The sequence below is a fragment of the Curtobacterium sp. MCLR17_043 genome (genome assembly GCF_003224215.1).
GTDB lineage: Bacteria > Actinomycetota > Actinomycetes > Actinomycetales > Microbacteriaceae > Curtobacterium > Curtobacterium flaccumfaciens.
This window is the reverse complement of sequence record NZ_QKLH01000008.1, coordinates 1-22,420: the sequence shown is the minus strand read 5'-3', so window position 1 is coordinate 22,420 and position 22,420 is coordinate 1. Positions and strand designations below refer to the sequence as shown.

Genomic DNA, 22,420 nt, shown 5'->3' with positions numbered 1-22,420 from the left:
GAGCTTCTGACTACGATCGGCGGGGACATCACCGAAGTCGAAGGAGATCCACGTGCCCATCGCAACGCCGGAACAGTACGCCGAGATGATCGAACGCGCGAAGGCGGGCAAGTTCGCGTACCCCGCGGTCAACGTCTCCTCCTCGCAGACCATCAACGCGGTCCTCCAGGGCCTGCAGGAAGCCGGTTCCGACGGCATCCTCCAGGTCACGACGGGCGGTGCCGACTACTTCGCCGGCCACACCATCAAGAACCGCGCAGCGGGTGCCCTCGCGATGGCGAAGTTCGCCCACGAGGTCGCCAAGAACTACGACATCACGGTCGCGCTGCACACCGATCACTGCCCGAAGGACGCCCTCGACGGCTTCGTCCTGCCGCTCATCGCGGCGAGCGAGGAAGAGGTCCGGCAGGGTCGCAACCCGATCTTCCAGTCGCACATGTGGGACGGTTCGGCCGTGCCGCTCGACGAGAACATCGAGATCGCGAAGACCATGATCGAGAAGACGCGGAACATCAACGCGATCCTCGAGGTCGAGATCGGCGTCGTCGGCGGCGAAGAGGACGGCGTCCAGCACGAGGGCACGAACGACGCGCTCTACACGACCCCGAACGACGTCGAGAAGGTCGTCGACGCGCTCGGCCTCGGCGACAAGGGCCGCTGGATCGCGGCGCTCACCTTCGGCAACGTGCACGGCGTCTACAAGCCGGGCAACGTCAAGCTCCGTCCCGAGCTCCTCGGCGAGATCCAGGCGTCCGTCGCGGCGAAGCACGGCACCGGCGAGAACCCCCTCGACCTCGTCTTCCACGGCGGCTCCGGCTCGACCGACGACGAGATCCACGAGGCCGTCCGCAACGGCGTCATCAAGATGAACATCGACACGGACACGCAGTACGCGTTCACCCGCTCGATCGCGGACTCGATGTTCCGCAACTACGAGGGTGTCCTGAAGATCGACGGCGAGGTCGGCAACAAGAAGCAGTACGACCCCCGCGCCTGGGGCAAGGTCGCCGAGACCGCCATGGCGGCCCGCGTCGTCGAGGCCGCGAAGGTCCTCGGCTCGGCCGGTCACGCCAAGGGCTGAGCAGGTCCGTCCGGTCGGGTCCACCGGCCTGGAGGAACGGGGTGCGTCCGACGGACGCACCCCGTTCTGCGTCGGGTCGCCTCCACCCCGTGCCACGATGGGCGGGTGACCGTCGACGCCATCGCCTCCGAGTTCGCCCAGTTCGTCACCGAGTCGCCCACCGCGTTCCACGCGGCGGCGGCGACCCGTGACCGTCTCGTCGCAGCCGGGTTCACCGAGCTGTCCGAGCTCGACGCCTGGCCGACCGAACCCGGTGCGTACGTGGTGGTCCGCGACGGCGCCGTCATCGCGTGGCGCCTGCCCGACGGTGCCGTCCCGACGACGCCGTTCCGGATCCTCGGCGCCCACACCGACTCCCCCGGCTTCCGCGTGAAGCCGAACCCCGGCGTGCGCACCGGGGGCTGGGAGCAGCTCAACGTCGAGGTCTACGGCGGCGCGCTCCTGTCGACCTGGTTCGACCGCGACCTGCGGATCGCCGGCCGGGTCGTCGACGCCGACGGCAGCCTGCGGCTCGTCAGCACCGATGCCGTCGCCCGCATCCCCAACCTGGCCATCCACCTCGACCGCGGGGTGAACGACGGCAAGGAGATCGACCGCCAGCGGCACACCCTGCCGATCGTCGGGGTCGACGGCGACGCCGGTGGGACCTCCGTCGTGGAGTGGCTGCTCGCCCGGCTCGGCGAGGGCGCCGTGTCGTGGGACCTGTTCCTCGCCGACACCCAGGCGCCGGCCCGGATCGGCATCGAGCGGGAGTTCCTGGCGTCCGGCCGGATGGACAACCTGACGAGCGTGCACGCCGGACTCCGGGGCATCGTGGACGCTCCGACCGACGGTGACCACATCCCGGTGTTCGCGGCGTTCGACCACGAGGAGATCGGGTCGTCGACGCCGTCCGGTGCCGGTGGTCCGTTCCTCGAGGACGTCCTCGGCCGTGTGCAGGAGGGCCTCGGCGCCACCCGCTCCGAAGCCGCCCGGGCGTTCCGTGCGTCGTGGCTGCTGTCGAGCGACGCCGGGCACCTGGTGCACCCCAACCAGCCGGAGAAGCACGACCCGACGAACCGTCCGCGCCCCGGAGCCGGCCCGCTGCTGAAGATCAGCGCCAACCAGCGCTACATGACCGAGGCGAAGGGCGAGGCCGTCTGGGCCGCCGCCTGCGAGACCGCCGGTGTGCCGTGGCAGCCGTTCGTCAACGTGAACACGATCCCCGGCGGCTCGACGATCGGCCCGATCGCGGCGACCCGGCTCGGGATCCCGACGATCGACATCGGCGTCGGACTGCTGTCGATGCACTCGATCCGGGAGCTCGTGCACGTCGACGACCTGGCTGCCCTGCACGGAGCGGTCGCGGCGTTCCTGGCCGGCTGACTTCCGGCTGCTGGCTGGGGTGGTCACGACTCCCCGCACGCGCAGGGCCGAGGGGGCACGAACTGTCGCTCGCGCCAGTGCCAGACGACACTTCGTGACCGCTCGACGGCGGGCCCGCGGCATGTTGCAACCACTCGGCGGTGGCTGCTGCGCTCGCCCGCGAGGCTGACGAAGCTCGCCGGAGGGACACCGGCACGCGACTGGCCGACGGACGGGCTGCCGAGAGGTCACGACTCCCCGCACGCGCAGGGTCGATGGGTCACGAAGTGTCGGTTGCGCCGGTGCCAGACGACACTTCGTGACCGCTCGACGGCGGGGCCGCGGCGTGTTGCGACCACTCGGCGTGCGGATGCCGGCGCCGTGAGCAGCCCGGCGGTCAGGCGGTCAGGCGTTCAGGCGTTCAGGCGCCGGACTGTCGCAGCATGAAGTCGACGAAGGCCTGGTCCTGCATGACCACGACGACGAACGCGATCGTGCTGATCGCCGTGGCGACGACCGCGCCGACCACCGGCACCCAGAACGTCCGCTTCCGTGCGCGGAGCCGACGGATGGACCACCAGGCGACCAGGGCGAAGACGACCACGTTGGTGATCGCGGCGATGGCGGCCGCCGTGCTCAGGGCGCTCGGGTCGTCCAACGCCGTGTACTGGGTCTCGAGGGTGCGCCGCACGGTGGAGGCGACCTCGCCCACGGCCAGGGACTGCACCACGGAGACCAGACCGAAGGCGAGCAGCCCGACGGTGAGCACGAAGTCGGCCGGTGTGCGCCCGAACCGGCTGCGGGCCATCGACCGCTGCGCCCCGGCAGGGACTGCACCGGATCGAGCGTCCGCACCGGCGCGTTCACCGCGGACGCCGTCGCTCGGAGCAGCGTCGCGCACCCCGGTGGCGGGGGCCTGGTCCTGCCGCTCCCGTGCCTGACGCTCCCGCTCCTGGCGTTCCTGCTCGACGAGGACCGGGTTCACCCAACCCTCTGGTGCGTACTCGCCGTACCCGGGGGCGGGACGGCCCTGGGGCCGACCGTTCGCGGGACCGGCGGCCGACGTCGCGGACGCACCCCGGGCCTCCTGGCCGGTACCAGCGCCGGCGTCGCCGTGGTTCGCCGGGTCGCGACGCGGGACCGAGGACCAGCCGTCCGAGCCGCTCATGCCCGACGCCCGCCGAGCGCGCGCGTCGGGTTGCCCGAGGCGTCGGTGCGGAGCTCCTTGGGGAGCGAGAACATCAGGTCCTCGTGCGCGGTGACGACCTCTTCGACGGCGGCGTAGCCGGCGTCGGCGAGCTGTTCGAGCACCTCGGCCACGAGTTCTTCCGGCACGGACGCACCGCTCGTCACGCCGACCGTCTCGACACCGTCGAGCCACTCCTGCTGGATCTCCTCCGCGTAGTCGACGCGGTGGGCGGCGCGGGCACCGTGCTCGAGCGCGACCTCGACCAGTCGCACGCTGTTCGACGAGTTCGCCGAGCCGACCACGATCACCAGGTCGGCACCGGGCGCGACCTTCTTGATCGCGACCTGGCGGTTCTGGGTGGCGTAGCAGATGTCGTCCGACGGGGGGTCCTGGATGGCCGGGAACTTCTCGCGCAGCAGCCGCACGGTCTCCATCGTCTCATCGACGCTGAGCGTGGTCTGCGACAGCCAGACGAGGTTGTCCGGGTCGGGGACCGACAGCGCCGCGACGTCGTCGGGACCGTTCACCAGGATCGTGCGGTCCGGGGCGTGCCCCATCGTGCCCTCGACCTCTTCGTGGCCGGCGTGGCCGATCAGGATGATGGTGCGCTCGGCCTTGGCGAACCGCGTGGCCTCGCGGTGGACCTTGGTGACGAGGGGGCAGGTGGCGTCGATGGCGTGCAGGTCGCGCTCGGCAGCCCCCGCGACGACGGCCGGCGACACACCGTGCGCGCTGAAGACGACGTGCGAGCCCCGGGGGACCTCGGCCACGTCGTCGACGAAGACGGCACCGCGCTGCTCGAGCGTCGAGACCACGTGCACGTTGTGGACGATCTGCTTGCGGACGTAGACGGGCTCGCCGTACTGCTCCAACGCCTTCTCGACAGCGACGACCGCACGGTCCACCCCGGCGCAGTAACCACGGGGGGCCGCGAGCAGCACCTTCTTGGGGCCGGCGACCGGTTCGTCACGCAGTCGACCCCGTGCCGCGTGCACACGCGGCGGGGCGAGCGGGACCGTGTGGCCGTTGGTGATCGTCACGTCCCCGATGATAGGTGAGCAGCACGCACGCGACCTGGGCGCGCGGAGTGCCCGTGGAGAACACGACGTCCGTCGCCTGTCACCGGTCTCGGGCACGATGGACGTCCCAGCAGGACGAGGAGCGACATGGCGATCGAACAGGGCCCGCCGACGGCCGACAACCCGTGGCCGGTGGCGCTCCTCGGCGCGAAGCTCCGCGACTGGATCGACCGGCTCGGCACCGCGTGGGTCGAGGGCGAGATCACGCAGTGGAACGTCGCCGGCGGCAACGTGTACGGCAAGCTCAAGGACGTCGAGGTCGACGCCACCGTGTCGTTCTCCATCTGGTCGAGCGTGCGCTCCCGGGTGCCGGCGGACATCAAGCAGGGCGACCGGGTCGTCGCCGCACTCAAGCCGAACTACTGGGTCAAGGGCGGCTCGCTGACCATGCAGGTCGTCGAGATGAAGCACGTCGGGCTCGGTGACCTGCTCGAACGCCTCGAGCGCCTCCGCCGCACCCTCGCCGAGGAAGGGCTGTTCGACCCGTCCCGGAAACAGCGTCTGCCGTTCCTGCCGCACCGCATCGGCCTCATCACCGGCAAGGACTCCGACGCCGAGAAGGACGTCAAGCGGAACGCGCAGCTGCGGTGGCCCCAGGTGGAGTTCCGCACCGTGCACACCGCCGTGCAGGGCGAACGGACCGTGGGCGAGGTCACAGCCGCGATCCTCGAGCTCGACGCCGACCCCGAGGTCGACGTCATCATCATCGCCCGCGGCGGCGGTGACTTCCAGAACCTGCTCGGATTCAGCGACGAAGGACTCGTCCGTGCCGCGGCCACGGCGTCGACCCCGATCGTCTCGGCGATCGGGCACGAGGCCGACCGCCCGATCCTCGACGAGGTCGCCGACCTGCGCGCCTCGACCCCGACGGACGCCGCCAAGCGCGTCGTGCCCGACGTCGCCGAGGAACTCGCCAACGTCCGAGCAGCCCGCGCCCGGCTCGGGCTGCGGCTCTCGCACACGCTGTCGGTCGAGGCCGACCGGCTCGCCGCGCTGCGGTCGCGCCCGGCCCTGGCGTCGACCGCGTGGCTCGTCGACACCCGTGCGGAAGAGGTCGCCCGCGACCTGTCCCGCGCCCGCGAACTGCTCGACCGCCGACTGGAGCGCGGGCACTCCGAGGTCGGGCACCTGACCGCGCGGCTCCGGGCACTCTCGCCGCGCGACACCCTGCGCCGCGGGTACGCCATCGTGCAGCGTGCCGACGGCGGTGTGGTCCGCGGCACCGACGACCTGTCCGGAGCGACGCCGGTGCACGTCACGCTCGGTGCCGGCACGGCCACGGGCACGCTCGAACCGGACGGCCCCGGCCCGGACGGCTCCTGACCACCGCGGGTGTTCTCCACAGCGTGGGTCCGGGCGACGGATCGTCGGTGGACGCTCGGTAGGATCGACCCGTGCCATCCCAGCAGGAACCCGAGCAGACCGACGTCCAGTCGCTGAGCTACGAAGCGGCCCGCGACGAACTCGTGCGCGTCGTGAGCGAGCTCGAACAGGGCTCCGCGACGCTCGAGCGTTCGCTGGCGCTCTGGGAGCGGGGCGAAGCCCTCGCCGCCCGGTGCGAAGAGTGGCTCGTCGGCGCCCGCGCTCGGCTCGACGCGGCCCGTGCCGCCAGCGACGCCCAGGACGGCTCCGGCCGATGACCGACGCCGACGGCCGCCCGATCGTCGCCGAGCTCGGTCGCCCCGAGACGGCAGAGGAGACGTGGGCCCGCAAGGACGCCGCCCGGACCGCCCGCCGACAGCACCAGACCGCGTTCAACCTGGTCATCGCGCTCATCGCCTCGCTCGGCATCGTGCTGTTCCTGGTGGCGGTCGTCGTCCGGCCCGACACCACGGTGGACCGCACCGTCGACTACCAGCAGATCGCGGCGAAGGCGAACGTCGACGACGTCACCCTGGTGGCGCCGCCGCTGCCCGACGGCTACAGCGCCAACCGCGCGGACTTCGCCAGCAAGACCACCGACGGCGTGGACGTCTGGACCGTCGGCTTCGTGACGCCGGACAAGCAGTACCTCGGTCTGCAGCAGGGCATCGACGCCAACGCCTCGTGGGTGTCGAACCAGCTCGACCAGCGCCCGTCCACCGGTGACCGCACCATCGGCGACACGGAGTGGACCGTCTACGACCGCCGCGCCGAGGGCACCGATGCCGGCAACCACGCGTACTCGCTCGTCTCGACGTTCGGCAAGAACACGATCGTGCTCTCCGGCACCGCCGACGACAAGGCGTTCCGGACCGTCGCGACCGCCGTCTCCCGAGAACTGACCGAGTAGACGACGGGCACCGCCCCGCCAGTCACCACCCCGTCCCACCCGAACCGAGGAGCCCCATGCCCGACCGCGCCGCCTCCACCCCGTCCGACGCCCTGCGCCTGCTGGTCGACGGCAACGCCCGCTTCGCCGCCGACAAGCGCCGGATGGGCCGCGTGGACCCGGACCGCCGCACCGAGCTCGAAGGATCGCAGTCGCCGTTCGCGACCGTCCTCGGCTGCTCGGACTCGCGGGTGCCGTTCGAGCACGTCTTCGACGCCGGCATCGGTGACCTGTTCGCCATCCGCAACGCCGGCCAGATCGTCGACGACGTCGTGCTCGGCTCGATCGAGTTCGCGGTCGTCGCCCTGGGCACACCGCTGGTCGTCGTGCTCCGGCACACCCGGTGCGGTGCGGTCGCTGCAGCACGCTCCGGTGAGCCCGTCCCCGCTCCGCACCTGCAGGCCCTCGTCGACGCGATCGCCCCGAGCGTCGAGAAGGTCCGACTCACCGACGCCGAGCTCCCGCAGGAAGCCGTCGGCGCCGCGCACCTCGAAGCCACCCTCCGCCAGGTGATCGAGCGCTCCGGCGCGGTCTCCGACGCCGTGGCCGAGGGTAGATTGGCCGTCGTCGGGGCGACGTACGACCTCGCCACCGGAGAAGTCACCATCGACACCGTCGTCGGCCAGGTCTGACCGACCCGACGACGACCGAGCCGGACGAAGAGCGACTCCGACGACGACCGCCCCGGCGACACCGGGGCGCAGGCACGGGCCGGCGCGACCGCGACCGGCGAGCACCCCAGGAAGGACCACGACGACGTGACCGACACCACCCCGACCGAGTTCCGCATCGAGCACGACACCATGGGCGAGGTACGGGTGCCGAAGTCGGCGCTCTACCGTGCCCAGACCCAGCGCGCCGTCGAGAACTTCCCCATCTCGGGCACCGGGCTCGAGTCGGCACAGATCGTGGCGCTCGCGCGGATCAAGCGGGCGGCGGCCATCGTGAACGGTGAACTCGGCATCGTCGAGCCCGCCGTCGCCGACGCCATCGCCGGCGCCGCCGACCTGATCATCGGCGGGCAGCACCACGACCAGTTCCCGGTCGACGTCTACCAGACCGGCAGCGGCACGTCGTCGAACATGAACATGAACGAGGTGCTCGCGACACTGGCGTCCGACATCGCGGGCTCGGCGGTGCACCCGAACGACCACGTCAACGCCTCGCAGTCGTCGAACGACGTCTTCCCCACCTCCGTGCACGTCGCCGTGACCGAGGCGCTCCTCCGCACGCTCGTGCCCGCCCTCGAGCACCTCGCCGAGTCCCTCGAGGCGAAGGCCACGCTCTGGGCCGACGCCGTGAAGTCCGGCCGGACGCACCTGATGGACGCCACGCCCGTCACCCTCGGGCAGGAGTTCGGCGGCTACGCCCGCCAGATCCGCCTGGGCGTCGAGCGTGTGCAGGCGACGCTCCCCCGCGTCGCCGAGGTCCCGCTCGGCGGCACCGCGGTCGGCACCGGCATCAACACCCCCACGGGCTTCCCGCAGCGGGTCATCGCCCAGCTCGCGAGCGACACCGACCTGCCGATCACCGAGGCCGTCGACCACTTCGAGGCGCAGGGCGCGCGTGACGCCCTGGTCGAGGCCTCCGGTGCGCTCAAGGTGCTCGCCGTCAGCCTGACGAAGATCAACAACGACCTGCGCTGGATGGGCTCCGGTCCGAACACCGGCCTTGGCGAGCTGCACATCCCCGACCTGCAGCCCGGCTCCTCGATCATGCCCGGCAAGGTGAACCCGGTGATCCCCGAGGCCACCCTGATGGTCGGCGCCCGGGTCATCGGCAACGACGCCACCATCGCCTGGGCCGGGGCCTCGGGTGCGTTCGAGCTCAACGTCGCCATCCCGGTGATGGGCACGGCGCTGCTCGAGTCGATCCGCCTGCTGGCGAACAGCTCGCGCGTGCTCGCGGACAAGACCATCGACGGCCTGCAGGCGAACCTCGAGCGTGCCCGCGCCTTCGCGGAGTCCTCACCGTCGATCGTCACCCCGCTCAACCGGGTCATCGGCTACGAGGCTGCGGCGAAGGTCGCGAAGTACGCCGTCGCCGAGGGCATCACCGTGCGCGAAGCCGTCGTGGCCCTCGGCCACGTCGAGCGCGGCGAGGTCACCGAGGCGCAGCTCGACGAGGCGCTCGACGTCCTGAGCATGACCCACCCGAACTGACGCGACGCTCCTGACGCCCCCCCAGGACGGACGGGAGGCCCGGTGCCAGCTGGCACCGGGCCTCCCGTCCGTCCGATGGCGGCTCGACGCGCGCTACGCCAGGTCCGGCGAGTCGAGCAGGTCCGTGACCAGGGCGGCGATCGCGGAGCGCTCGGACCGCGTCAGCGTGACGTGCGCGAAGAGCGGGTGCCCCTTGAGCCGCTCGATGACCGACGCGATCCCGTCGTGCCGTCCGACCCGCAGGTTGTCGCGCTGCGCGACGTCGTGGGTGAGCACGACCCGCGAGTTCTGGCCGATGCGCGAGAGCATCGTGAGCAGCACGTTCCGTTCGAGCGACTGCGCCTCGTCGACGATCACGAAGGCGTCGTGCAGGGAGCGGCCGCGGATGTGGGTCAGGGGCAGCACCTCGATCAGGCCGCGCTCGACCACCTCGTCGAGGACGTTGTCCGACACCACCGAACCGAGGGTGTCGTAGACGGCCTGCGCCCACGGGTTCATCTTCTCGCCGGCGTCGCCGGGCAGGAAGCCGAGGTCCTGCCCGCCCACGGCGTACAGCGGCCGGAACACCATGATCTTCTTGTGCTGCTGCCGTTCGAGCACCGCTTCGAGTCCGGCGCACAGGGCGAGCGCCGACTTGCCCGTGCCGGCGCTGCCGCCGAGCGAGACGATGCCGATCTCGGAGTCGAGCAGCGCGTCGATGGCGAGCCGCTGCTCGGCCGAGCGCCCGCGGAGGCCGAAGACCTCGCGGTCGCCGCGCACCAGTGCGACGGCGCCGGCGACGTGCACGCGGCCGAGGGCCGATCCGCGTTCGGAGTGGATGACGACGCCGGTGTTCACCGGGACGCCGTCGAGCTTCGAGGACCGGATCTCCTCCTTCTCGTACAGGTCGGACATCTGCTCGCCGGACACCTGCAGGTCCGCGATGCCGGTGTAGCCCGAGTCGACCGCGAGTTCGGCGCGGTACTCCTCCGCCGCCATGCCGATCGAGGACGCCTTGACCCGGAGCGGCAGGTCCTTCGACACGACCACGACGTCGAGTCCGTCGTTCTTGAGGTTCGACGCGACGGCGAGGATGCGGGAGTCGTTGTCGCCGAGCTGCAGACCCGACGGCAGGACGGACTGGTTGGAGTGGTTCAGTTCGACGCGGAACGAGCCGCCGTCGCCGATCGCGATCGGGAAGTCGAGCCGCTCGTGCTCGATGCGCAGTTCGTCGAGCAGCCGGAGGGCCTGCCGGGCGAAGTACCCGATCTCCGGGTCGTTGCGCTTCGCCTCGAGTTCGCTGACGACCACCACGGGCAGGACCACGGCGTGCTCGGCGAAGCGGAACAAGGCCCGCGGATCGCTGAGGAGCACCGATGTGTCGAGCACGTACGTGCGCTGGGCGACCGATGTGGACGAGTCCGCGGTGTGCTGCTGCTGTGCTCCGCGAGAGACGTTCTGAGAGGTCACGACCACTCCATCCCCGGGCCGCGACGGGCCCGGTCCTGTCCTCGAACGCGGCCACGGAGCGGGTCCCGAAGCACCGACTGTGGCCGCTTCGATCGGGCGCGGTGCCCGATGGGGACAACGTACGTCCGGCCCCCGACACGCTGACAGCGACACGCGGTTTCCGGAGTTACGGTCGCGTGAACAACGCGAGCGCAGCTCGCGACGCCGCGCGCGGGGTTGGCGCCGAGTGGGCACGACCCGTCGGGTGCGGCGGCGCCGGCCGACAGGTGGTGACCACTCGGCGGACGTGAGCGGGGTGCCGTGACCGCTCGCGGACTCCGGACGGGAGGCCCGTGGCGGCCTGGCACCGCGCCTCCAGGCCGTCCGCTGGTCGCGAATCGTCGCGCGCGCGACGCCGAGTGGTCACGAACCGTCGGGTGCGAGGCCGCCAGCCGACCGGTGGTGACCACTCGGCGGACGTGAGCGGGGTGTCGTGACCGCTCGCGGGACGCGGACGGTCGACACGCGCCGCTGCTACTGCATCGTGGCGTACGAGACGCAGGCGTCGCGGAACATGTCCAGGGTCTCGTCAGTGGTCGACGGGAACACGGACACCCGCGCGACGCCGAGCCGCGTGGTCGCGGTGACGCCGTGGTTGTGCATCGCGGCCGACAGGGCCGTCACGCGACCCTGCGTCGGCCGGAGCACCACGATGCCGGCGCGCTCGGCCGGGTCGCGGCTGGACTCGACCTCGAGCCCGAACTCGTCGGCGATGGCGAACACACGCTCGACGCGGTCGGTGACCCGCTCCTGCACGGCGGCGACGCCGACCGCGGTGAGGCGCTCGAGCGACACCGCGAGCCGGGCCTGTGCGACCGGGTCGATGCGGGACATCTGGAACCCGGCGGCCCCCGGACGCACCGCGGGGACCTCGGTGGGCCAGCCGGACGTGCCGTGCGGGCCGGACAGCGCCGGACGGATCCGGTTCAGCGCACGGTCGCTGAACGCCACGAACCCGGTGCCCCACCCGGCGTGCAGCCACTTCTGCCCGCCGGTGGCGACGACGTCGGCGACCTCGTACGGGGCGTCGACGACGCCGAAGCCCTGGATCGCATCGACGATGAGCAGGCGGTCGCCGATGACCTCGCGGATGGCGGCGAGGTCGGTCAGGTAGCCGGTGCGCCAGTCGACCAGGGACACCGCGACGGCGGTCACCTCGTCGGACAGGCGTTCACGGATCAGCTCGGGGGTCACCCAGCCGGCACCCGACTCGATGACGACGGGCTGTACCCGTCCACCGGTGGCCGAGGCGGCGCTGGCCAGTGCGAGCGGCAGCGACGGGTATTCGTCGGCGGACACGAGCACACCCCCGGTCAGACCGAACGCGGTGTGCAGCAGGCCCGGGGTCGTCGCGGCCTGCGAGACGACCTGGTCCTCGCGGCGGCCGACCAGGCGGGCGGCGACGGTGCGGACGCGGGCGTCCTGCTCGTCGAGGGTCTCCATGGCGCCGAAGCGCATGTGTGCCTGGATGGTGCCGAGCACACGCTGCTCCTCGAGCACGGCGGTCTGCACGGGGCCGAACGCAGCGTGGTCGAGGTAACCGGGGTCTTCGGAGAAGCCGGCGGCGTACTCGTCGATGTTCACAGGTGGTGCACCTTTCACAGGGTTGAACCCTGAGAGCCTACTGGGACGCGGCTCTGCCGACGAACCCGGTGCGGGAGGTGGCTGCTCAGCCGCCGAAGCGACGCGACCGGAGCCCGAAGTCGCGGACCGCGCGGAGGAAGTCGACCTCGCGCAGGTCCGGGTAGAACGCCTCGACGAAGTAGAACTCGCTGTGCGCGCTCTGCCACAGCATGAAGTCGGAGAGCCGCTGCTCGCCCGAGGTCCGGATCACCAGGTCGGGGTCGGGCTGGCCCTGCGTGTACAGGTGGTCGCCGATGAGCTCCGGCGTCAGCACCTCGGCCAGGGTGTCGATGGTGCCGCCACCCGCGCCGTGCGCCTGCACGATGCTGCGCATGGCGTCCGCGATCTCACGACGGCCGCCGTACCCGACGGCCAGGTTGACGTGGAGGCCAGTGCGGCCGGCGGTGCGCTGCTCGGCCTGTTCGAGCGCGGTCACCAGGTTGTCCGGCAGCCCCTCGTTCGACCCGACGTGCTGCACGCGCCAGTCACGGTTGTCGGCCAGGACCCCGGCGAGGTCGGCGATGATGCCGACGAGTTCCTCGAGCTCCTCGCCGCCACGACCCGTCAGGTTGTCGGCCGACAGCAGGTACAGCGTCACGACCTCGATGCCGAGGTCGTCGCACCACGTCAGGAACTCCGGGATCTTCGCGGCGCCGGCGCGGTGGCCGTGTGCGGCGGACTCGAGCCCGAGCTGCTTCGCCCAGCGGCGGTTGCCGTCCACGATCATGGCGACGTGCTTGGGCTTCGCTGCACCCTCGAGCTGGCGGCGGATCCGGCGCTGGTAGGCGCGGTAGAGGATCCCTCGCCCTGTCCATCCCGCCGTCCCGGTCACGCACCGAGCGTAGTGCACCACCGACACCGAGTCCCTGAGGCTCCCGCTCTGCGGACACGTGGCTGTCGTTCGGGGTCAGGCCCTATGGTCGGGACCATGCAGGACGAGCACGAGACCGGAACACTCCCCCACGTCCCGTTCACGGAAGAGGCGTCGGCGACCGCGACCACGACCACGACCACCGCCGAACCCCGTCCGGCCTGGCGCGGCTGGATCCACCTCGGCGCGTTCCCGTTCGCGATCGCGATGGGGATCGTCCTGATCACCCTCGCCGACAGCACCGCGGCGAAGGTCGGCAGCGCGGTGTTCATGGCGACGTCGCTCGCGATGTTCGGCGTCTCCGCGACCTACCACCGGTTCCCGTGGGGGCCGAAGGTGAAGGCCGTGCTGAAGCGCATCGACCACACCAACATCCTGCTGCTCATCGCCGGCACCTACACACCCGTCGCGATCTGCGCCCTGCCGCACACGCTCATGGTCGTCGTGCTCTGGGTGATGTGGTCGGGCGCCGCGCTCGGTATCGCGTTCCGGGTGCTCTGGATCAACGCGCCCCGCTGGCTGTACGTCCCGATCTACCTGGTGCTCGGGTGCGCTGCCCTCGGGCTGCTGCCGCAGTTCTTCGCGGCGAGCGTGCCGATGACCGTGCTCATCCTGTCCGGCGGCGTCGCGTACATCATCGGCGCGCTGGTCTACGGCTTCAAGCGGCCGAACCCCGTGCCGACGCAGTTCGGGTTCCACGAGGTGTTCCACGCCCTGACCGTCGTGGCCTTCGGTGCGCAGTGGGTCGGCGTGCTCATCGTCGCGCTGGACCCGGTGCGCTGACCGTCGCACGTTCCTTCCCAGAACGGGTGCGATGCCTGGTCGTTCCGGGCGTACTCACCCGGAAGTTCTGACCAGGTACGCCCGATTCGACAAGGTACGCCCGATTCGACCAGGTACGCCCGGTTCCGCCAGGTACGCACAAGGCGGACTGGAGGCCCGTGGCGGGATCGCCACGGGCCTCCAGTCAGTACCCGGTCGCGTCAGCCGCGCTCGGTGTCGTCGCCGACGTCGGCTCGGCCGTCCTCGGCCGCCCGCCGCTCCGGCTCGTCGGTCGCGGTGCCGTCGCCCGCGGTGCCGTTCGCCTCGGCCTCGAGCCGCTCACGCACCTCGGCGCGGTAACGGGTCCGACGGATGCGTCGGGTCATGTCCACGACGAGCAGGATCGTCACGATCGCGACGAGTGCGATCGCGATGAACCCGACGACACCCGGGGTGACGTCGACGTCGGGGACGACCGAGGGGCTGGGGCTGGGAGTGGCGGCGAGTGCCGCCGCGATGGTGCTCACGAGGTCGGTTCCTTGTCGGCTGGGATCCCGGCGAACAGGTCGGTCTCCGGGAGCTCGGTCGGCACGCGTGCCTCCACGAGCTGGTAGTCCTCGGTCGGCCACACCGTCGCGAGGAGGTCGTTCGGCCAGTAGAAGAAGGCACTGTCCGGTGCGACCTGGCTGGCGTGCGCGCGGAGTGCGGCATCACGCTGGTCGAAGTACTCGTGCACGTCGACGTGGGTGGTGGCGAGGTCGGGCCGGTCGGCGAACCGCTCGACCCACTCGCGCAGCTGCTCGATCGCGGGGCTGTCCGGGTCGCGCTCCTGCAGGGCTTCGAAGATCGTGCTGAAGCGGCGCGGGTTCATCGTGCGCTCGTAGTAGAGCTTCGCGATCGACCACGGGGCACCGGCGGACGGGTACGCCGACGGGTCGGCGGCGGCGGACCACGCGGCCATCGACACCTCGTGCGTGCGGATGTGGTCGGGGTGCGGGTAGCCGCCGTTCTCGTCGTAGGTGACGAGCACGTGCGGGCGGAACCGGCGGATCACGCGGACGAGGGCCTCGGTGCTGTACTCGAGCGGCACCGTGGAGAACGTGCCCGGCCGGACCGTCTCGCCCTTCTCGGCGTCGGGCAGCCCCGAGTCGTGGTAGCCGAGCCACACGTGGTCGATGCCGAGCGCCTGCTGCGCCGCGGCCATCTCGGTGCGGCGGTACCCGGCCATGTCACGGTGGGCACGGCTCGTGGCCGGCTCGCCGAGCTGGTCGTTCAGGATGTCGCCGGCCTCGCCACCGGTGCAGGACACGACGAGCACCTGGTGCCCGTCGGCCACGTACTTCGCGGCGGTCGCGGCACCCTTGCTCGACTCGTCGTCGGGGTGGGCGTGGACGGCCAGCAGACGGTAGGGCACGTGGGGTTCCTCACTGCGGGTGAGCGGCGTCGGACGCGGGCAGCGCACAGCATCGCGTGAACTACCCTGGGATCAGGATATCCACCCCGGGAGCCCCGAACTGTCCGAACAGACCCAGACCGCCACCCTCGACGAGCGCTACGGCCGCACCCCGGCCCGCAAGCGCCGCAGCCGCCTCTTCGCGATCGTCGCGGCCATCGCGGTCGTCGTGGTCTTCGGTGCGTGGGTGATCTGGGCCGGGCTCGACCAGTCCGACCGCGGCCTCGACCAGGACGTCATCGGGTACGAGGTGCTGTCCGAGCACAGCACCGTCGTCCACTCGCAGGTGTCCGTCGACCCGGGTGTCGAGGCGAAGTGCGCCGTGCAGGTCCTCGACAAGAGCTACTCGATCGTGGGCTGGAAGGAGATCACCGTGCCGGCGTCCGAACAGCGCAGCCGGAGCATCTCCACGCAGGTCACCACGACGACGCGGGGCGTGACCGGCTTGATCCACGACTGCTGGATTCCCTAGACTGTCCTGATTCGCCTCTCGAGACCGACCACTCGGCCGGTCTCGTTTTTTCATGGTCGAAGGGACAGAACATGAGCAACGACACGCAGGTCACCTGGCTGACCCAGGAGGCGCACGACCGTCTCAAGGCGGAGCTCGACGAGCTGAGCGGCGAAGGCCGTGCCGAGATCGCGCGCCGCATCGAGGCCGCTCGCGAAGAAGGCGACCTCAAGGAGAACGGCGGCTACCACGCCGCGAAGGACGAGCAGGGCAAGATCGAGGCCCGCATCCGCGTCCTCACCGAGCTCCTGAAGCACGCCACCGTCAGCGAAGCGGAGTTCGACGGCACCGTCGAGCCGGGCACCGTCGTCACGGCGGTCATCGCCGGCGACGAGTCCACCTTCCTGGTCGGCAGCCGCGAGATCGTCGCCGAGGGCTCCGACCTGACGGTCTACAGCCCGGTCAGCCCCGTCGGCGCGGCCATCGTCGGCCTCAAGGCCGGCGACAAGGCCACGTACACGGCGCCGAACGGCAAGGAGATCGCCGTCGAGGTCGTCAAGATCGAGCGCTACGAGCCGTAGACCCGGCCCACTGCAGACAGGAGGCCCGTGGCGACACCGCCACGGGCCTCCTGTCTGTCTGCTGGTCGCGCCCAGAGCGCGCACCGCACTTCCGACAGTCCACGCGTCGAACGACTCGTGGATCGTCGCGGACTAGTGCTCGAGCAGCTCCGGACGGAAGCCGACCTCGTGGAGGCGCTGGATGACCTCCTGCGCGTGCTCCGGGCCGCGCGCCTCGATCGACAGGTCCAGCGCGACCTCGTTGATGACCAGGCCCTGCCCGTGGCGGGTGTGCAGCACCTCGACCACGTTCGCGCCGGCGTCCGAGATGACCTGGGCGACGCGGGCGAGCTGACCCGGGCGGTCCGGCAGCATGATGCGGATGCCGATGTAGCGCGAGGCGGCGACGAGCCCGCGGGTGATCACGCGCTCCATCATGAGCGGGTCGATGTTGCCGCCGCTCAGCAGCACCACGGTGCGGCCGGTGTCGCGGACGGCACCGGACATGATCGCGGCGACGCCGACGGCCCCCGCTGCCTCGACCACGAGCTTGGCGCGCTCGAGCAGGACGAGCAGTGCTCGGGCGGTGTCGTCGTCCGAGACGGTGACGATGTCGTCGACCAGGTCGCGGATGATGGGGAAGTTCAGGTCGCCGGGGCGCGCCACCGCGATGCCGTCGGAGATGGTCGGCTTCGTGGTGATGGTGACGGGCTCGCCGGCGGTGATCGACGACGGGTAGGCCGCAGCGTTCTCCGCCTGCACGCCGATGACCCGGATCGGCCGTCCGAGCCGCTCGGCCATGCCCTTCACCGCGAGTGCGATGCCGGAGATGACGCCGCCGCCACCGATCGGCACGACGACGGTGTCGACGTCGGGCACCTGGTCGACGATCTCGAGGCCGAGCGTGCCCTGCCCGGCGATCACGGCCGGGTGGTCGAACGGCGGGATGAACACGGCGCCGGTGTGTGCGGCGAAGTCCTTCGCGGCACTCAGCGCCTCTTCCACGGAGTGGCCCCGCAGCACGACGTCGGCGCCGTAGTGGCGGGTGGCCTGCAGCTTGGGCAGGGCGACGCCGACCGGCGTGAAGATCGTCGCGGGGATGCCGAGCTCGCGGGCGGCGAGGGCGACACCCTGCGCGTGGTTGCCGGCGCTCGCGGCGACGACGCCTTTGGCGCGCTGCTCAGCGGACAGGGTCGAGAGCCGGTTGTAGGCACCGCGCACCTTGTAGGCACCGGTGCGCTGCAGGTTCTCGCACTTCAGGTGCACCGGCGACCCGAGCAGCTCGGCGAGGAACTGCGACGTCTCCATCGGGGTGACGCGTGCGACGCCCTTGATGGTCTCGCGCGCCGCCTCGATGTCCGCGAGGGTCGGGATCGCGGCGAGCGTGTGCGGGGAGGCGCTGGTGTCGGTCACTCCCCCATCATCGTCGTTCCGGGGCCCCGCGGCGAACTCGTGTGACGCTCAGTTGGTGCTGGCGGTGTCTTCTTCGGCCGAGGGACCGGAGTCGACGCCCGGTGCCGGGACGTCGTCCCCGACCTTGTGCCGACGTCGTCGGAGCAACTGGATCTGCCCGTGCTGCCCGCGCTTCGGCGTCGCTTCGAGGACGTGGTCGGAGTCGAGCCGCCGCCAGCGTCCGCTCGCGATGGTGGTGACCATGGCGTTCAGCGTCGCGATCAGCGGCACGGCGAAGAAGGCTCCGGCGATGCCGGCGAGCCCGGAGGCCGCGGTGACGCCGAGGACGACCGCCAGCGGGTGGACCTTGACCGCGTTGCCCATGACGAGCGGCTGCAGGATGTGGCCCTCGATCTGCTGGACCAGCAGGACGACGCCGAGCACCAGGACCGCCGCGAGGGGACCGTTGAAGATCAGCGCGACGAACACCGCCAGGAAGCCCGTGACGATGGCACCGACGACCGGGATGAACGCACCGAGGAACACGAACGCGGCGATCGGGATCACCAGCGGCATGCCGCCGAAGAAGAGCCCGACGATGAAGGAGCCCAGGCCGATGCCGACCGCGTCGACGAAGGCGACGAAGATCTGCACACGGATGAAGCTCGTCAGGGTGATCCAGCCGGCGACACCGGCGCCGTCCACCGCTGCGCGGGCCTTCTTCGGGAACAGCCGCACGGACCAGCGCCAGACGTTCTTGCCGTCGATCAGCAGGAAGATCGTGGTGAACAGGATGATGAAGAGCGCCTCGAAGGCGTGCGTCGCACCCGAACCCGCGCTGGCCACTCCGGACAGGATCGACGCGGAGTTGTCCTGCAGCCACTTCGTGCCGTCGTCGAGCCAGCCGTTGACGTCGGACTGGCTGATGCCGAACCCGGAGCTCAGGACGAAGTCCTTGATGTTCGCGTACTGGTCGACCGTCCGGTCACGCAGGGACGGGTAGGACGCGATGATCTGGTCGACGACGAGCCAGATCAGTCCACCGAGCGCCGCGATGCCGCCGAGCAGGCTCATCACGACGGCGAGCCACTTCGGCACGTGGTGCCGCTGCAGCCAGTTGGAGATCGGCACGAGGAGCGCCGAGACCACGATGCCGACCAGGAACGGGATGAGGATCTCGCTGAAGACCGTGACGAGCCAGATGAAGACGGCGATCACGCCCACGACGACGAGCGCCCGCCACGACCACGCGCCGGCGATGCGCACGCCGACCGGGACGGATTCCTCGACCACGGGGTCGGGGTGTGTCTGCTTGCTTCCCCATGCCATGGGCCCGAGTGTAGCGATGTGCTTCCCGTCAGGTGCCAGATACGGCATACGTTCGTGGACGCTCATGTCGGCGGGGTTCGGTAGCGTCGCCGCATGCCCAGGTCGACGCTCTCCGCCGCCGAGGCCCGCCGGGTCGCACTCGCCGCGCAGGGGTTCGGACGGCCACCCACCGAGCCGGTCTCGACGCGGGCGCTGAACGCCGCGTTCGGCCGGCTCGGGCTGCTGCAGATCGACTCCGTCAACGTGTTCGAACGCAGCCACTACCTGCCGCTCTTCGCCCGACTCGGGGCCTACGACCGGTCGACGCTCGACCGGCTGACGCTCGGACGCTCGGGTCCGTACACCGAGTACTGGGCGCACGAGGCGGCGTTCATCCCCCGCGACGACCTGCGGCTGTTCCGGTGGCGGATGGACGCCCTGCGGGAACGGGACGCCGGCCCGACCCGGGTCGACGGCGTCACTCGGACCGCTGCCGTCCGGCGCGAACTGCACGCCCTGCTCCGGGCCGAGGGGCCGATGCGGGCGAGCGCGGTGGAGCACGAGTCGAACGTGCGACGCGGCCCCTGGTGGGGGTGGAGCGACGTGAAGCTCGGGCTCGAGCAGATGTTCCGCTGGGGCGAGGCGGTGAGTGCCGGACGAGCCGGGTTCGAGCGGGTGTACGCCCTGCCCGAGCAGGTGCTGCCCGCAGGCTTCCTCGAGACCGCCCCGCCGCGTGCCGACGCCGTGCTCGAGCTCGTGCGCCAGGCCACACGGGCGCTCGGCATCGGCACCCGAGCGGACATCGCGGACTACTACCGGCTGCGCTCCGACGACACGGCCACCGCGATCGCCGAGCTCACCGACGCCGGCGAGCTCCTGCCGGTGCGGGTCGAGGGCTGGGGTGAGCGGGCCTGGCTGCACGTGGGGGCTCGGGTCCCCCGACAGCTGACGGCGGACGCGGTGCTGAGCCCCTTCGACCCGGTCGTCTGGTTCCGGCGGCGGGCCGAGCGGATGTACGGCTTCCACTACCGGATCGAGATCTACACCCCGGCCCCGAAGCGGGTGTTCGGCTACTACGTGCTGCCGGTGCTGCAGGACGACCGGCTCGTCGGGCGGATCGACCTGAAGAGCGACCGGCAGCGCGGTGTGCTCCGCGTCCGGACCGCGTGGCAGGAACCCGGCGAGCACCTGGACCCCGAGCGGCTCGCCGACACACTGCGACGGACCGCGAGCTGGCAGGGCCTCGGCGCGATCGAGGTGACCGGCCGAGGAACCGCTGCTGCGGCCGTCGCCGGGGCGCTCGGAGTGCCCCTGGTGCCGCACGAGTCCGCTGACGACGCGGACACCCCCGAACCGATCGAGACGGCCGACGACACGGCCGCCGACGGCATCGGCTGACCCGTCAGAACCGGTCGGCGTTCGCCCGCAGCCGCGCGATGCGGTCGGGCAGCGGCGGGTGCGTCGAGAACAGTCGGTCCATCACACCGGGGCGCATCGGGTCGGCGATCCACAGGTGCGCCATCGAGGAGTTCTGCGTCTGCATCGGTCGGCCGTACGCGCCGAGCTTCTCGAGGGCCCGGGCCAGGCCCTCCGGGTGCCGGGTCGTCATCGCCCCCGTCGCGTCGGCCAGGTACTCGCGCTGCCGGGACACCGCCGCCTGCACGCCGGCCGCCGCGATCGGGGCCACGATGACGGCGACGATCCCGGCGATGAGCAGCACCGGGTTGGCGCTGCCGCCGTTGTCCGAGTTGCGGTTCCGCCCGCCGGACAGGCCGCTGAAGATCGAGATGCGGAGCAGGACGTCGGCGATGAGGCCGACGGCCACGACGAGTCCGAAGACCATCGTGGACACCCGGATGTCGTAGTTCCGGACGTGTCCGAGCTCGTGCGCCATCACGCCCTGCAGCTCCTGGTCGTCCATGAGCTCGAGCAGCCCCGTCGTCGCCGCCACCACCGCGTGCTCCGGGCCACGCCCTGTCGCGAAGGCGTTCGGCGAGGGATCGGGGATGACGAACACCCGGGGCATCGGCATGCCGGTCGCGATGGCCAGGTTCTCGACAGTGCGCCACAGCCGCGGTTCCGAGACGCGGTCGATCTCGACCCCGCCGGCGATCGCGGTGGCCTGTCGTGCCGCCAGGAAGTACTGCAGGACCGCGTACCCGAGGGCCACCACGAGGACGATGAAGCCGATCGAGACGTTGCCGGCCATGTACCCGCCGAGGAACCCGAGCGCGCCGATGATCAGCAGGAACACCAGGACGATGAGGACGGTGTTGCGCTTGTTCCGCGCGATGGCGCTGTACACGTCGGATCCGACGCTGGGGTCAGAACTGGACGCGCGGCGGCTCGGCGATGGCCGCCGGCTCGTTCGTCTCGAAGAACGGGGCCTCGGAGAAACCGCGGTTCTTCGCGAACGTGGAGTTCGGGAACACCCGGATCTTCGTGTTCAGCTCACGCACACCACCGTTGTAGAAGCGGCGGGCGGCCTGGATCTTGTCCTCGGTGTCGACGAGCTCGGACTGCAGCTGCAGGAAGTTCTGGCTCGACTGCAGCTGCGGGTACCCCTCGGCCACCGCGAACACGCTCTTGAGCGCCTTCTGCATGTGCCCCTCGGCGGTGGAGGCCGTGTCGGCATCACCGGCGGACAGGGTCTCGGCGCGGGCCTTCGTCACGTCGTCGAAGACCGCCTTCTCGTGCGTGGCGTACCCCTTGACCGTGTCCACGATGGTGGGGATGAGGTCGGCGCGGCGCTTCAGCTGCACCGCGATGTCGCTCCAGGCCTCGTCGACCCGGACCTTGAGCGTGACGAGGGAGTTGTACGTCACCCAGAGGTAGATCCCGATGATCACCAGGACGACCACCACCACTCCGACGACGATGAGCGTCGTGACGAGTCCGGTGTCCATGCGGGCGTACTCCTTTGCGCGTCGGGATCCGCGGTGCTGCGTTGGCCTGAACGGCCATCGTGAAGTCTATCGACGCGCTGAGCATGCTCCGTTCCGTGAGCAGTGTTCACGGCCGATTCCCGAGTCACGCACACCGGGTTCCCGGACTGCGGCCCGATCCCGAACCTCATCCGCGAGGTGTATTGACCGGAGGCCGCCGATCCCGTGGGATGGGTCCGGTGAACACGACCGGGGAGAACGTGGACGAGAGGGCTGTCGGGGGCGACAGCCCTCGTCGTCGTCCCCGCTTCGCCCTGCTCGCAGCTGCGACGACGGTCCTCGTCGCCGCCCTGCTCGGCGCCGCGGCAGCCCCGGCCATCGCGGTCGCCGCGGACGGCACGTCGGTCGACGCTGCCGCTGCGGACGCCCCGGCAGCCCCCGCCGCCCGGGCAGCCGCAACC

23 protein-coding genes are annotated in these 22,420 nt (G+C 71.0%); 12 read left to right on the top strand and 11 right to left on the bottom strand.

Going from position 1 to position 22,420, the window contains the following annotated elements; all coding sequences use genetic code 11:
* Positions 1-52: 52 nt before the first annotated feature.
* Both fbaA and DEJ03_RS09280 read left to right on the top strand, forming a co-directional pair.
* Positions 53-1,081 (top strand): class II fructose-bisphosphate aldolase, encoded by a 1,029-nt coding sequence (gene fbaA / locus DEJ03_RS09285; protein ID WP_017886723.1) that lies wholly within the window; start codon positions 53-55, stop codon positions 1,079-1,081.
* Between the two features lie 105 nt (positions 1,082-1,186).
* Positions 1,187-2,446: a M18 family aminopeptidase gene (locus DEJ03_RS09280; RefSeq protein WP_110864399.1), complete on the top strand. Its 1,260-nt coding sequence runs from the start codon at positions 1,187-1,189 to the stop codon at positions 2,444-2,446.
* A 400-nt stretch (positions 2,447-2,846) separates the two neighbouring features.
* Here DEJ03_RS09280 and DEJ03_RS09275 read toward each other — a convergent pair whose 3' ends face one another.
* Together DEJ03_RS09275 and DEJ03_RS09270 are read right to left on the bottom strand one after the other, a co-directional pair.
* On the bottom strand, positions 2,847-3,593 hold the full coding sequence (locus DEJ03_RS09275) for a DUF6264 family protein (RefSeq protein ID WP_110864398.1): 747 nt from the start codon (positions 3,591-3,593) through the stop codon (positions 2,847-2,849).
* The gene (locus tag DEJ03_RS09270; protein ID WP_081827167.1) at positions 3,590-4,654 is read right to left on the bottom strand and encodes a 4-hydroxy-3-methylbut-2-enyl diphosphate reductase; all 1,065 of its coding nucleotides are present in this window, start codon (positions 4,652-4,654) and stop codon (positions 3,590-3,592) included. Before DEJ03_RS09270 ends, DEJ03_RS09275 begins: the two co-directional genes overlap by 4 nt.
* 126 nt (positions 4,655-4,780) lie before the next feature.
* On the opposite strand from DEJ03_RS09270, the gene xseA reads away from it, so the two are divergent.
* The 5 genes from xseA to DEJ03_RS09245 all read left to right on the top strand — a co-directional run bounded on the left by xseA (position 4,781) and on the right by DEJ03_RS09245 (position 9,166).
* A complete protein-coding gene (xseA, locus tag DEJ03_RS09265; protein ID WP_110864397.1) occupies positions 4,781-6,016 on the top strand; it encodes an exodeoxyribonuclease VII large subunit in 1,236 nt (411 codons plus the stop codon).
* Positions 6,017-6,087: 71 nt separating this feature from the next.
* On the top strand, positions 6,088-6,333 hold the full coding sequence (locus DEJ03_RS09260; protein ID WP_017886728.1) for an exodeoxyribonuclease VII small subunit: 246 nt from the start codon (positions 6,088-6,090) through the stop codon (positions 6,331-6,333).
* A complete protein-coding gene (locus DEJ03_RS09255) occupies positions 6,330-6,965 on the top strand; it encodes a DUF4245 domain-containing protein (protein WP_110864396.1) in 636 nt (211 codons plus the stop codon). The genes DEJ03_RS09260 and DEJ03_RS09255 overlap by 4 nt, the downstream gene beginning before the upstream one ends.
* A 56-nt stretch (positions 6,966-7,021) precedes the next feature.
* On the top strand, positions 7,022-7,636 hold the full coding sequence (locus DEJ03_RS09250; RefSeq protein ID WP_027464510.1) for a carbonic anhydrase: 615 nt from the start codon (positions 7,022-7,024) through the stop codon (positions 7,634-7,636).
* A gap of 126 nt (positions 7,637-7,762) precedes the next feature.
* On the top strand, positions 7,763-9,166 hold the full coding sequence (locus tag DEJ03_RS09245; RefSeq protein ID WP_110864395.1) for an aspartate ammonia-lyase: 1,404 nt from the start codon (positions 7,763-7,765) through the stop codon (positions 9,164-9,166).
* Between the two features lie 93 nt (positions 9,167-9,259).
* Here the strand turns inward: DEJ03_RS09245 and DEJ03_RS09240 are convergent, their stop codons facing one another.
* From DEJ03_RS09240 to DEJ03_RS09230, 3 genes are all read right to left on the bottom strand, one after another.
* Entirely contained in the window at positions 9,260-10,621 is a 1,362-nt protein-coding gene (locus DEJ03_RS09240) for a PhoH family protein (protein WP_181422668.1), read from the bottom strand.
* Positions 10,622-11,128: 507 nt separating this feature from the next.
* Complete coding sequence (locus tag DEJ03_RS09235; RefSeq protein ID WP_071406125.1) at positions 11,129-12,238, bottom strand: aminotransferase class V-fold PLP-dependent enzyme; 1,110 nt, start codon at positions 12,236-12,238, stop codon at positions 11,129-11,131.
* A gap of 85 nt (positions 12,239-12,323) precedes the next feature.
* Positions 12,324-13,109, bottom strand: a complete 786-nt coding sequence (locus DEJ03_RS09230; RefSeq protein WP_110864496.1) for an isoprenyl transferase — start codon at positions 13,107-13,109, stop codon at positions 12,324-12,326.
* Between the two features lie 96 nt (positions 13,110-13,205).
* On the opposite strand from DEJ03_RS09230, the gene DEJ03_RS09225 reads away from it, so the two are divergent.
* Positions 13,206-13,931 (top strand): hemolysin III family protein, encoded by a 726-nt coding sequence (locus tag DEJ03_RS09225; protein WP_258370684.1) that lies wholly within the window; start codon positions 13,206-13,208, stop codon positions 13,929-13,931.
* Positions 13,932-14,131: 200 nt separating this feature from the next.
* Here the strand turns inward: DEJ03_RS09225 and DEJ03_RS09220 are convergent, their stop codons facing one another.
* Positions 14,132-14,437, bottom strand: coding sequence for a hypothetical protein (locus DEJ03_RS09220; protein ID WP_017886736.1), 306 nt, complete (start codon positions 14,435-14,437; stop codon positions 14,132-14,134).
* Complete coding sequence (mca, locus tag DEJ03_RS09215) at positions 14,434-15,324, bottom strand: mycothiol conjugate amidase Mca (RefSeq protein ID WP_027464504.1); 891 nt, start codon at positions 15,322-15,324, stop codon at positions 14,434-14,436. The genes DEJ03_RS09220 and mca overlap by 4 nt, the downstream gene beginning before the upstream one ends.
* Positions 15,325-15,343: 19 nt before the next feature.
* On the opposite strand from mca, the gene DEJ03_RS09210 reads away from it, so the two are divergent.
* Both DEJ03_RS09210 and greA read left to right on the top strand, forming a co-directional pair.
* Positions 15,344-15,835, top strand: a complete 492-nt coding sequence (locus tag DEJ03_RS09210) for a DUF4307 domain-containing protein (protein WP_051596498.1) — start codon at positions 15,344-15,346, stop codon at positions 15,833-15,835.
* Positions 15,836-15,906: 71 nt separating this feature from the next.
* Positions 15,907-16,395, top strand: coding sequence for a transcription elongation factor GreA (gene greA, locus DEJ03_RS09205; protein ID WP_017886739.1), 489 nt, complete (start codon positions 15,907-15,909; stop codon positions 16,393-16,395).
* 132 nt (positions 16,396-16,527) lie between these two features.
* Here greA and ilvA read toward each other — a convergent pair whose 3' ends face one another.
* Positions 16,528-17,787 (bottom strand): threonine ammonia-lyase, encoded by a 1,260-nt coding sequence (gene ilvA / locus DEJ03_RS09200; protein ID WP_110864393.1) that lies wholly within the window; start codon positions 17,785-17,787, stop codon positions 16,528-16,530.
* A 48-nt stretch (positions 17,788-17,835) separates the two neighbouring features.
* Positions 17,836-19,095, bottom strand: coding sequence for an AI-2E family transporter (locus tag DEJ03_RS09195; RefSeq protein WP_051596497.1), 1,260 nt, complete (start codon positions 19,093-19,095; stop codon positions 17,836-17,838).
* Positions 19,096-19,188: 93 nt separating this feature from the next.
* On the opposite strand from DEJ03_RS09195, the gene DEJ03_RS09190 reads away from it, so the two are divergent.
* Positions 19,189-20,472 carry a winged helix-turn-helix domain-containing protein gene (locus DEJ03_RS09190; protein ID WP_110864392.1) on the top strand — a complete coding sequence of 428 codons (1,284 nt, stop codon included), beginning with the start codon at positions 19,189-19,191 and terminating at the stop codon, positions 20,470-20,472.
* Between the two features lie 4 nt (positions 20,473-20,476).
* On the opposite strand, the gene DEJ03_RS09185 is transcribed toward DEJ03_RS09190, so the two are convergent.
* Positions 20,477-21,379 carry a M48 family metalloprotease gene (locus tag DEJ03_RS09185; RefSeq protein WP_110864391.1) on the bottom strand — a complete coding sequence of 301 codons (903 nt, stop codon included), beginning with the start codon at positions 21,377-21,379 and terminating at the stop codon, positions 20,477-20,479.
* Positions 21,380-21,398: 19 nt separating this feature from the next.
* On the bottom strand, positions 21,399-21,980 hold the full coding sequence (locus tag DEJ03_RS09180; RefSeq protein WP_110864390.1) for a LemA family protein: 582 nt from the start codon (positions 21,978-21,980) through the stop codon (positions 21,399-21,401).
* A gap of 218 nt (positions 21,981-22,198) precedes the next feature.
* On the opposite strand from DEJ03_RS09180, the gene DEJ03_RS17935 reads away from it, so the two are divergent.
* Positions 22,199-22,420 (top strand): hypothetical protein (locus DEJ03_RS17935; protein WP_181422667.1); only part of this gene is annotated, 222 nt, incomplete at its 3' end.

Bases quoted from the DNA above. Each gene is read 5' to 3' on its own strand.
- DEJ03_RS09275 (WP_110864398.1), bottom strand. From the start codon at position 3,593: ATGAGCGGCTCGGACGGCTGGTCCTCGGTCCCGCGTCGCGACCCGGCG.
- xseA (WP_110864397.1), top strand. From the start codon at position 4,781: ATGGCGATCGAACAGGGCCCGCCGACGGCCGACAACCCGTGGCCGGTG.
- DEJ03_RS09255 (WP_110864396.1), top strand. From the start codon at position 6,330: ATGACCGACGCCGACGGCCGCCCGATCGTCGCCGAGCTCGGTCGCCCC.
- DEJ03_RS09250 (WP_027464510.1), top strand. From the start codon at position 7,022: ATGCCCGACCGCGCCGCCTCCACCCCGTCCGACGCCCTGCGCCTGCTG.
- DEJ03_RS09225 (WP_258370684.1), top strand. From the start codon at position 13,206: ATGCAGGACGAGCACGAGACCGGAACACTCCCCCACGTCCCGTTCACG.
- greA (WP_017886739.1), top strand. From the start codon at position 15,907: ATGAGCAACGACACGCAGGTCACCTGGCTGACCCAGGAGGCGCACGAC.
- DEJ03_RS09195 (WP_051596497.1), bottom strand. From the start codon at position 19,095: ATGGCATGGGGAAGCAAGCAGACACACCCCGACCCCGTGGTCGAGGAA.
- DEJ03_RS09190 (WP_110864392.1), top strand. From the start codon at position 19,189: ATGCCCAGGTCGACGCTCTCCGCCGCCGAGGCCCGCCGGGTCGCACTC.
- DEJ03_RS09180 (WP_110864390.1), bottom strand. From the start codon at position 21,980: ATGGACACCGGACTCGTCACGACGCTCATCGTCGTCGGAGTGGTGGTG.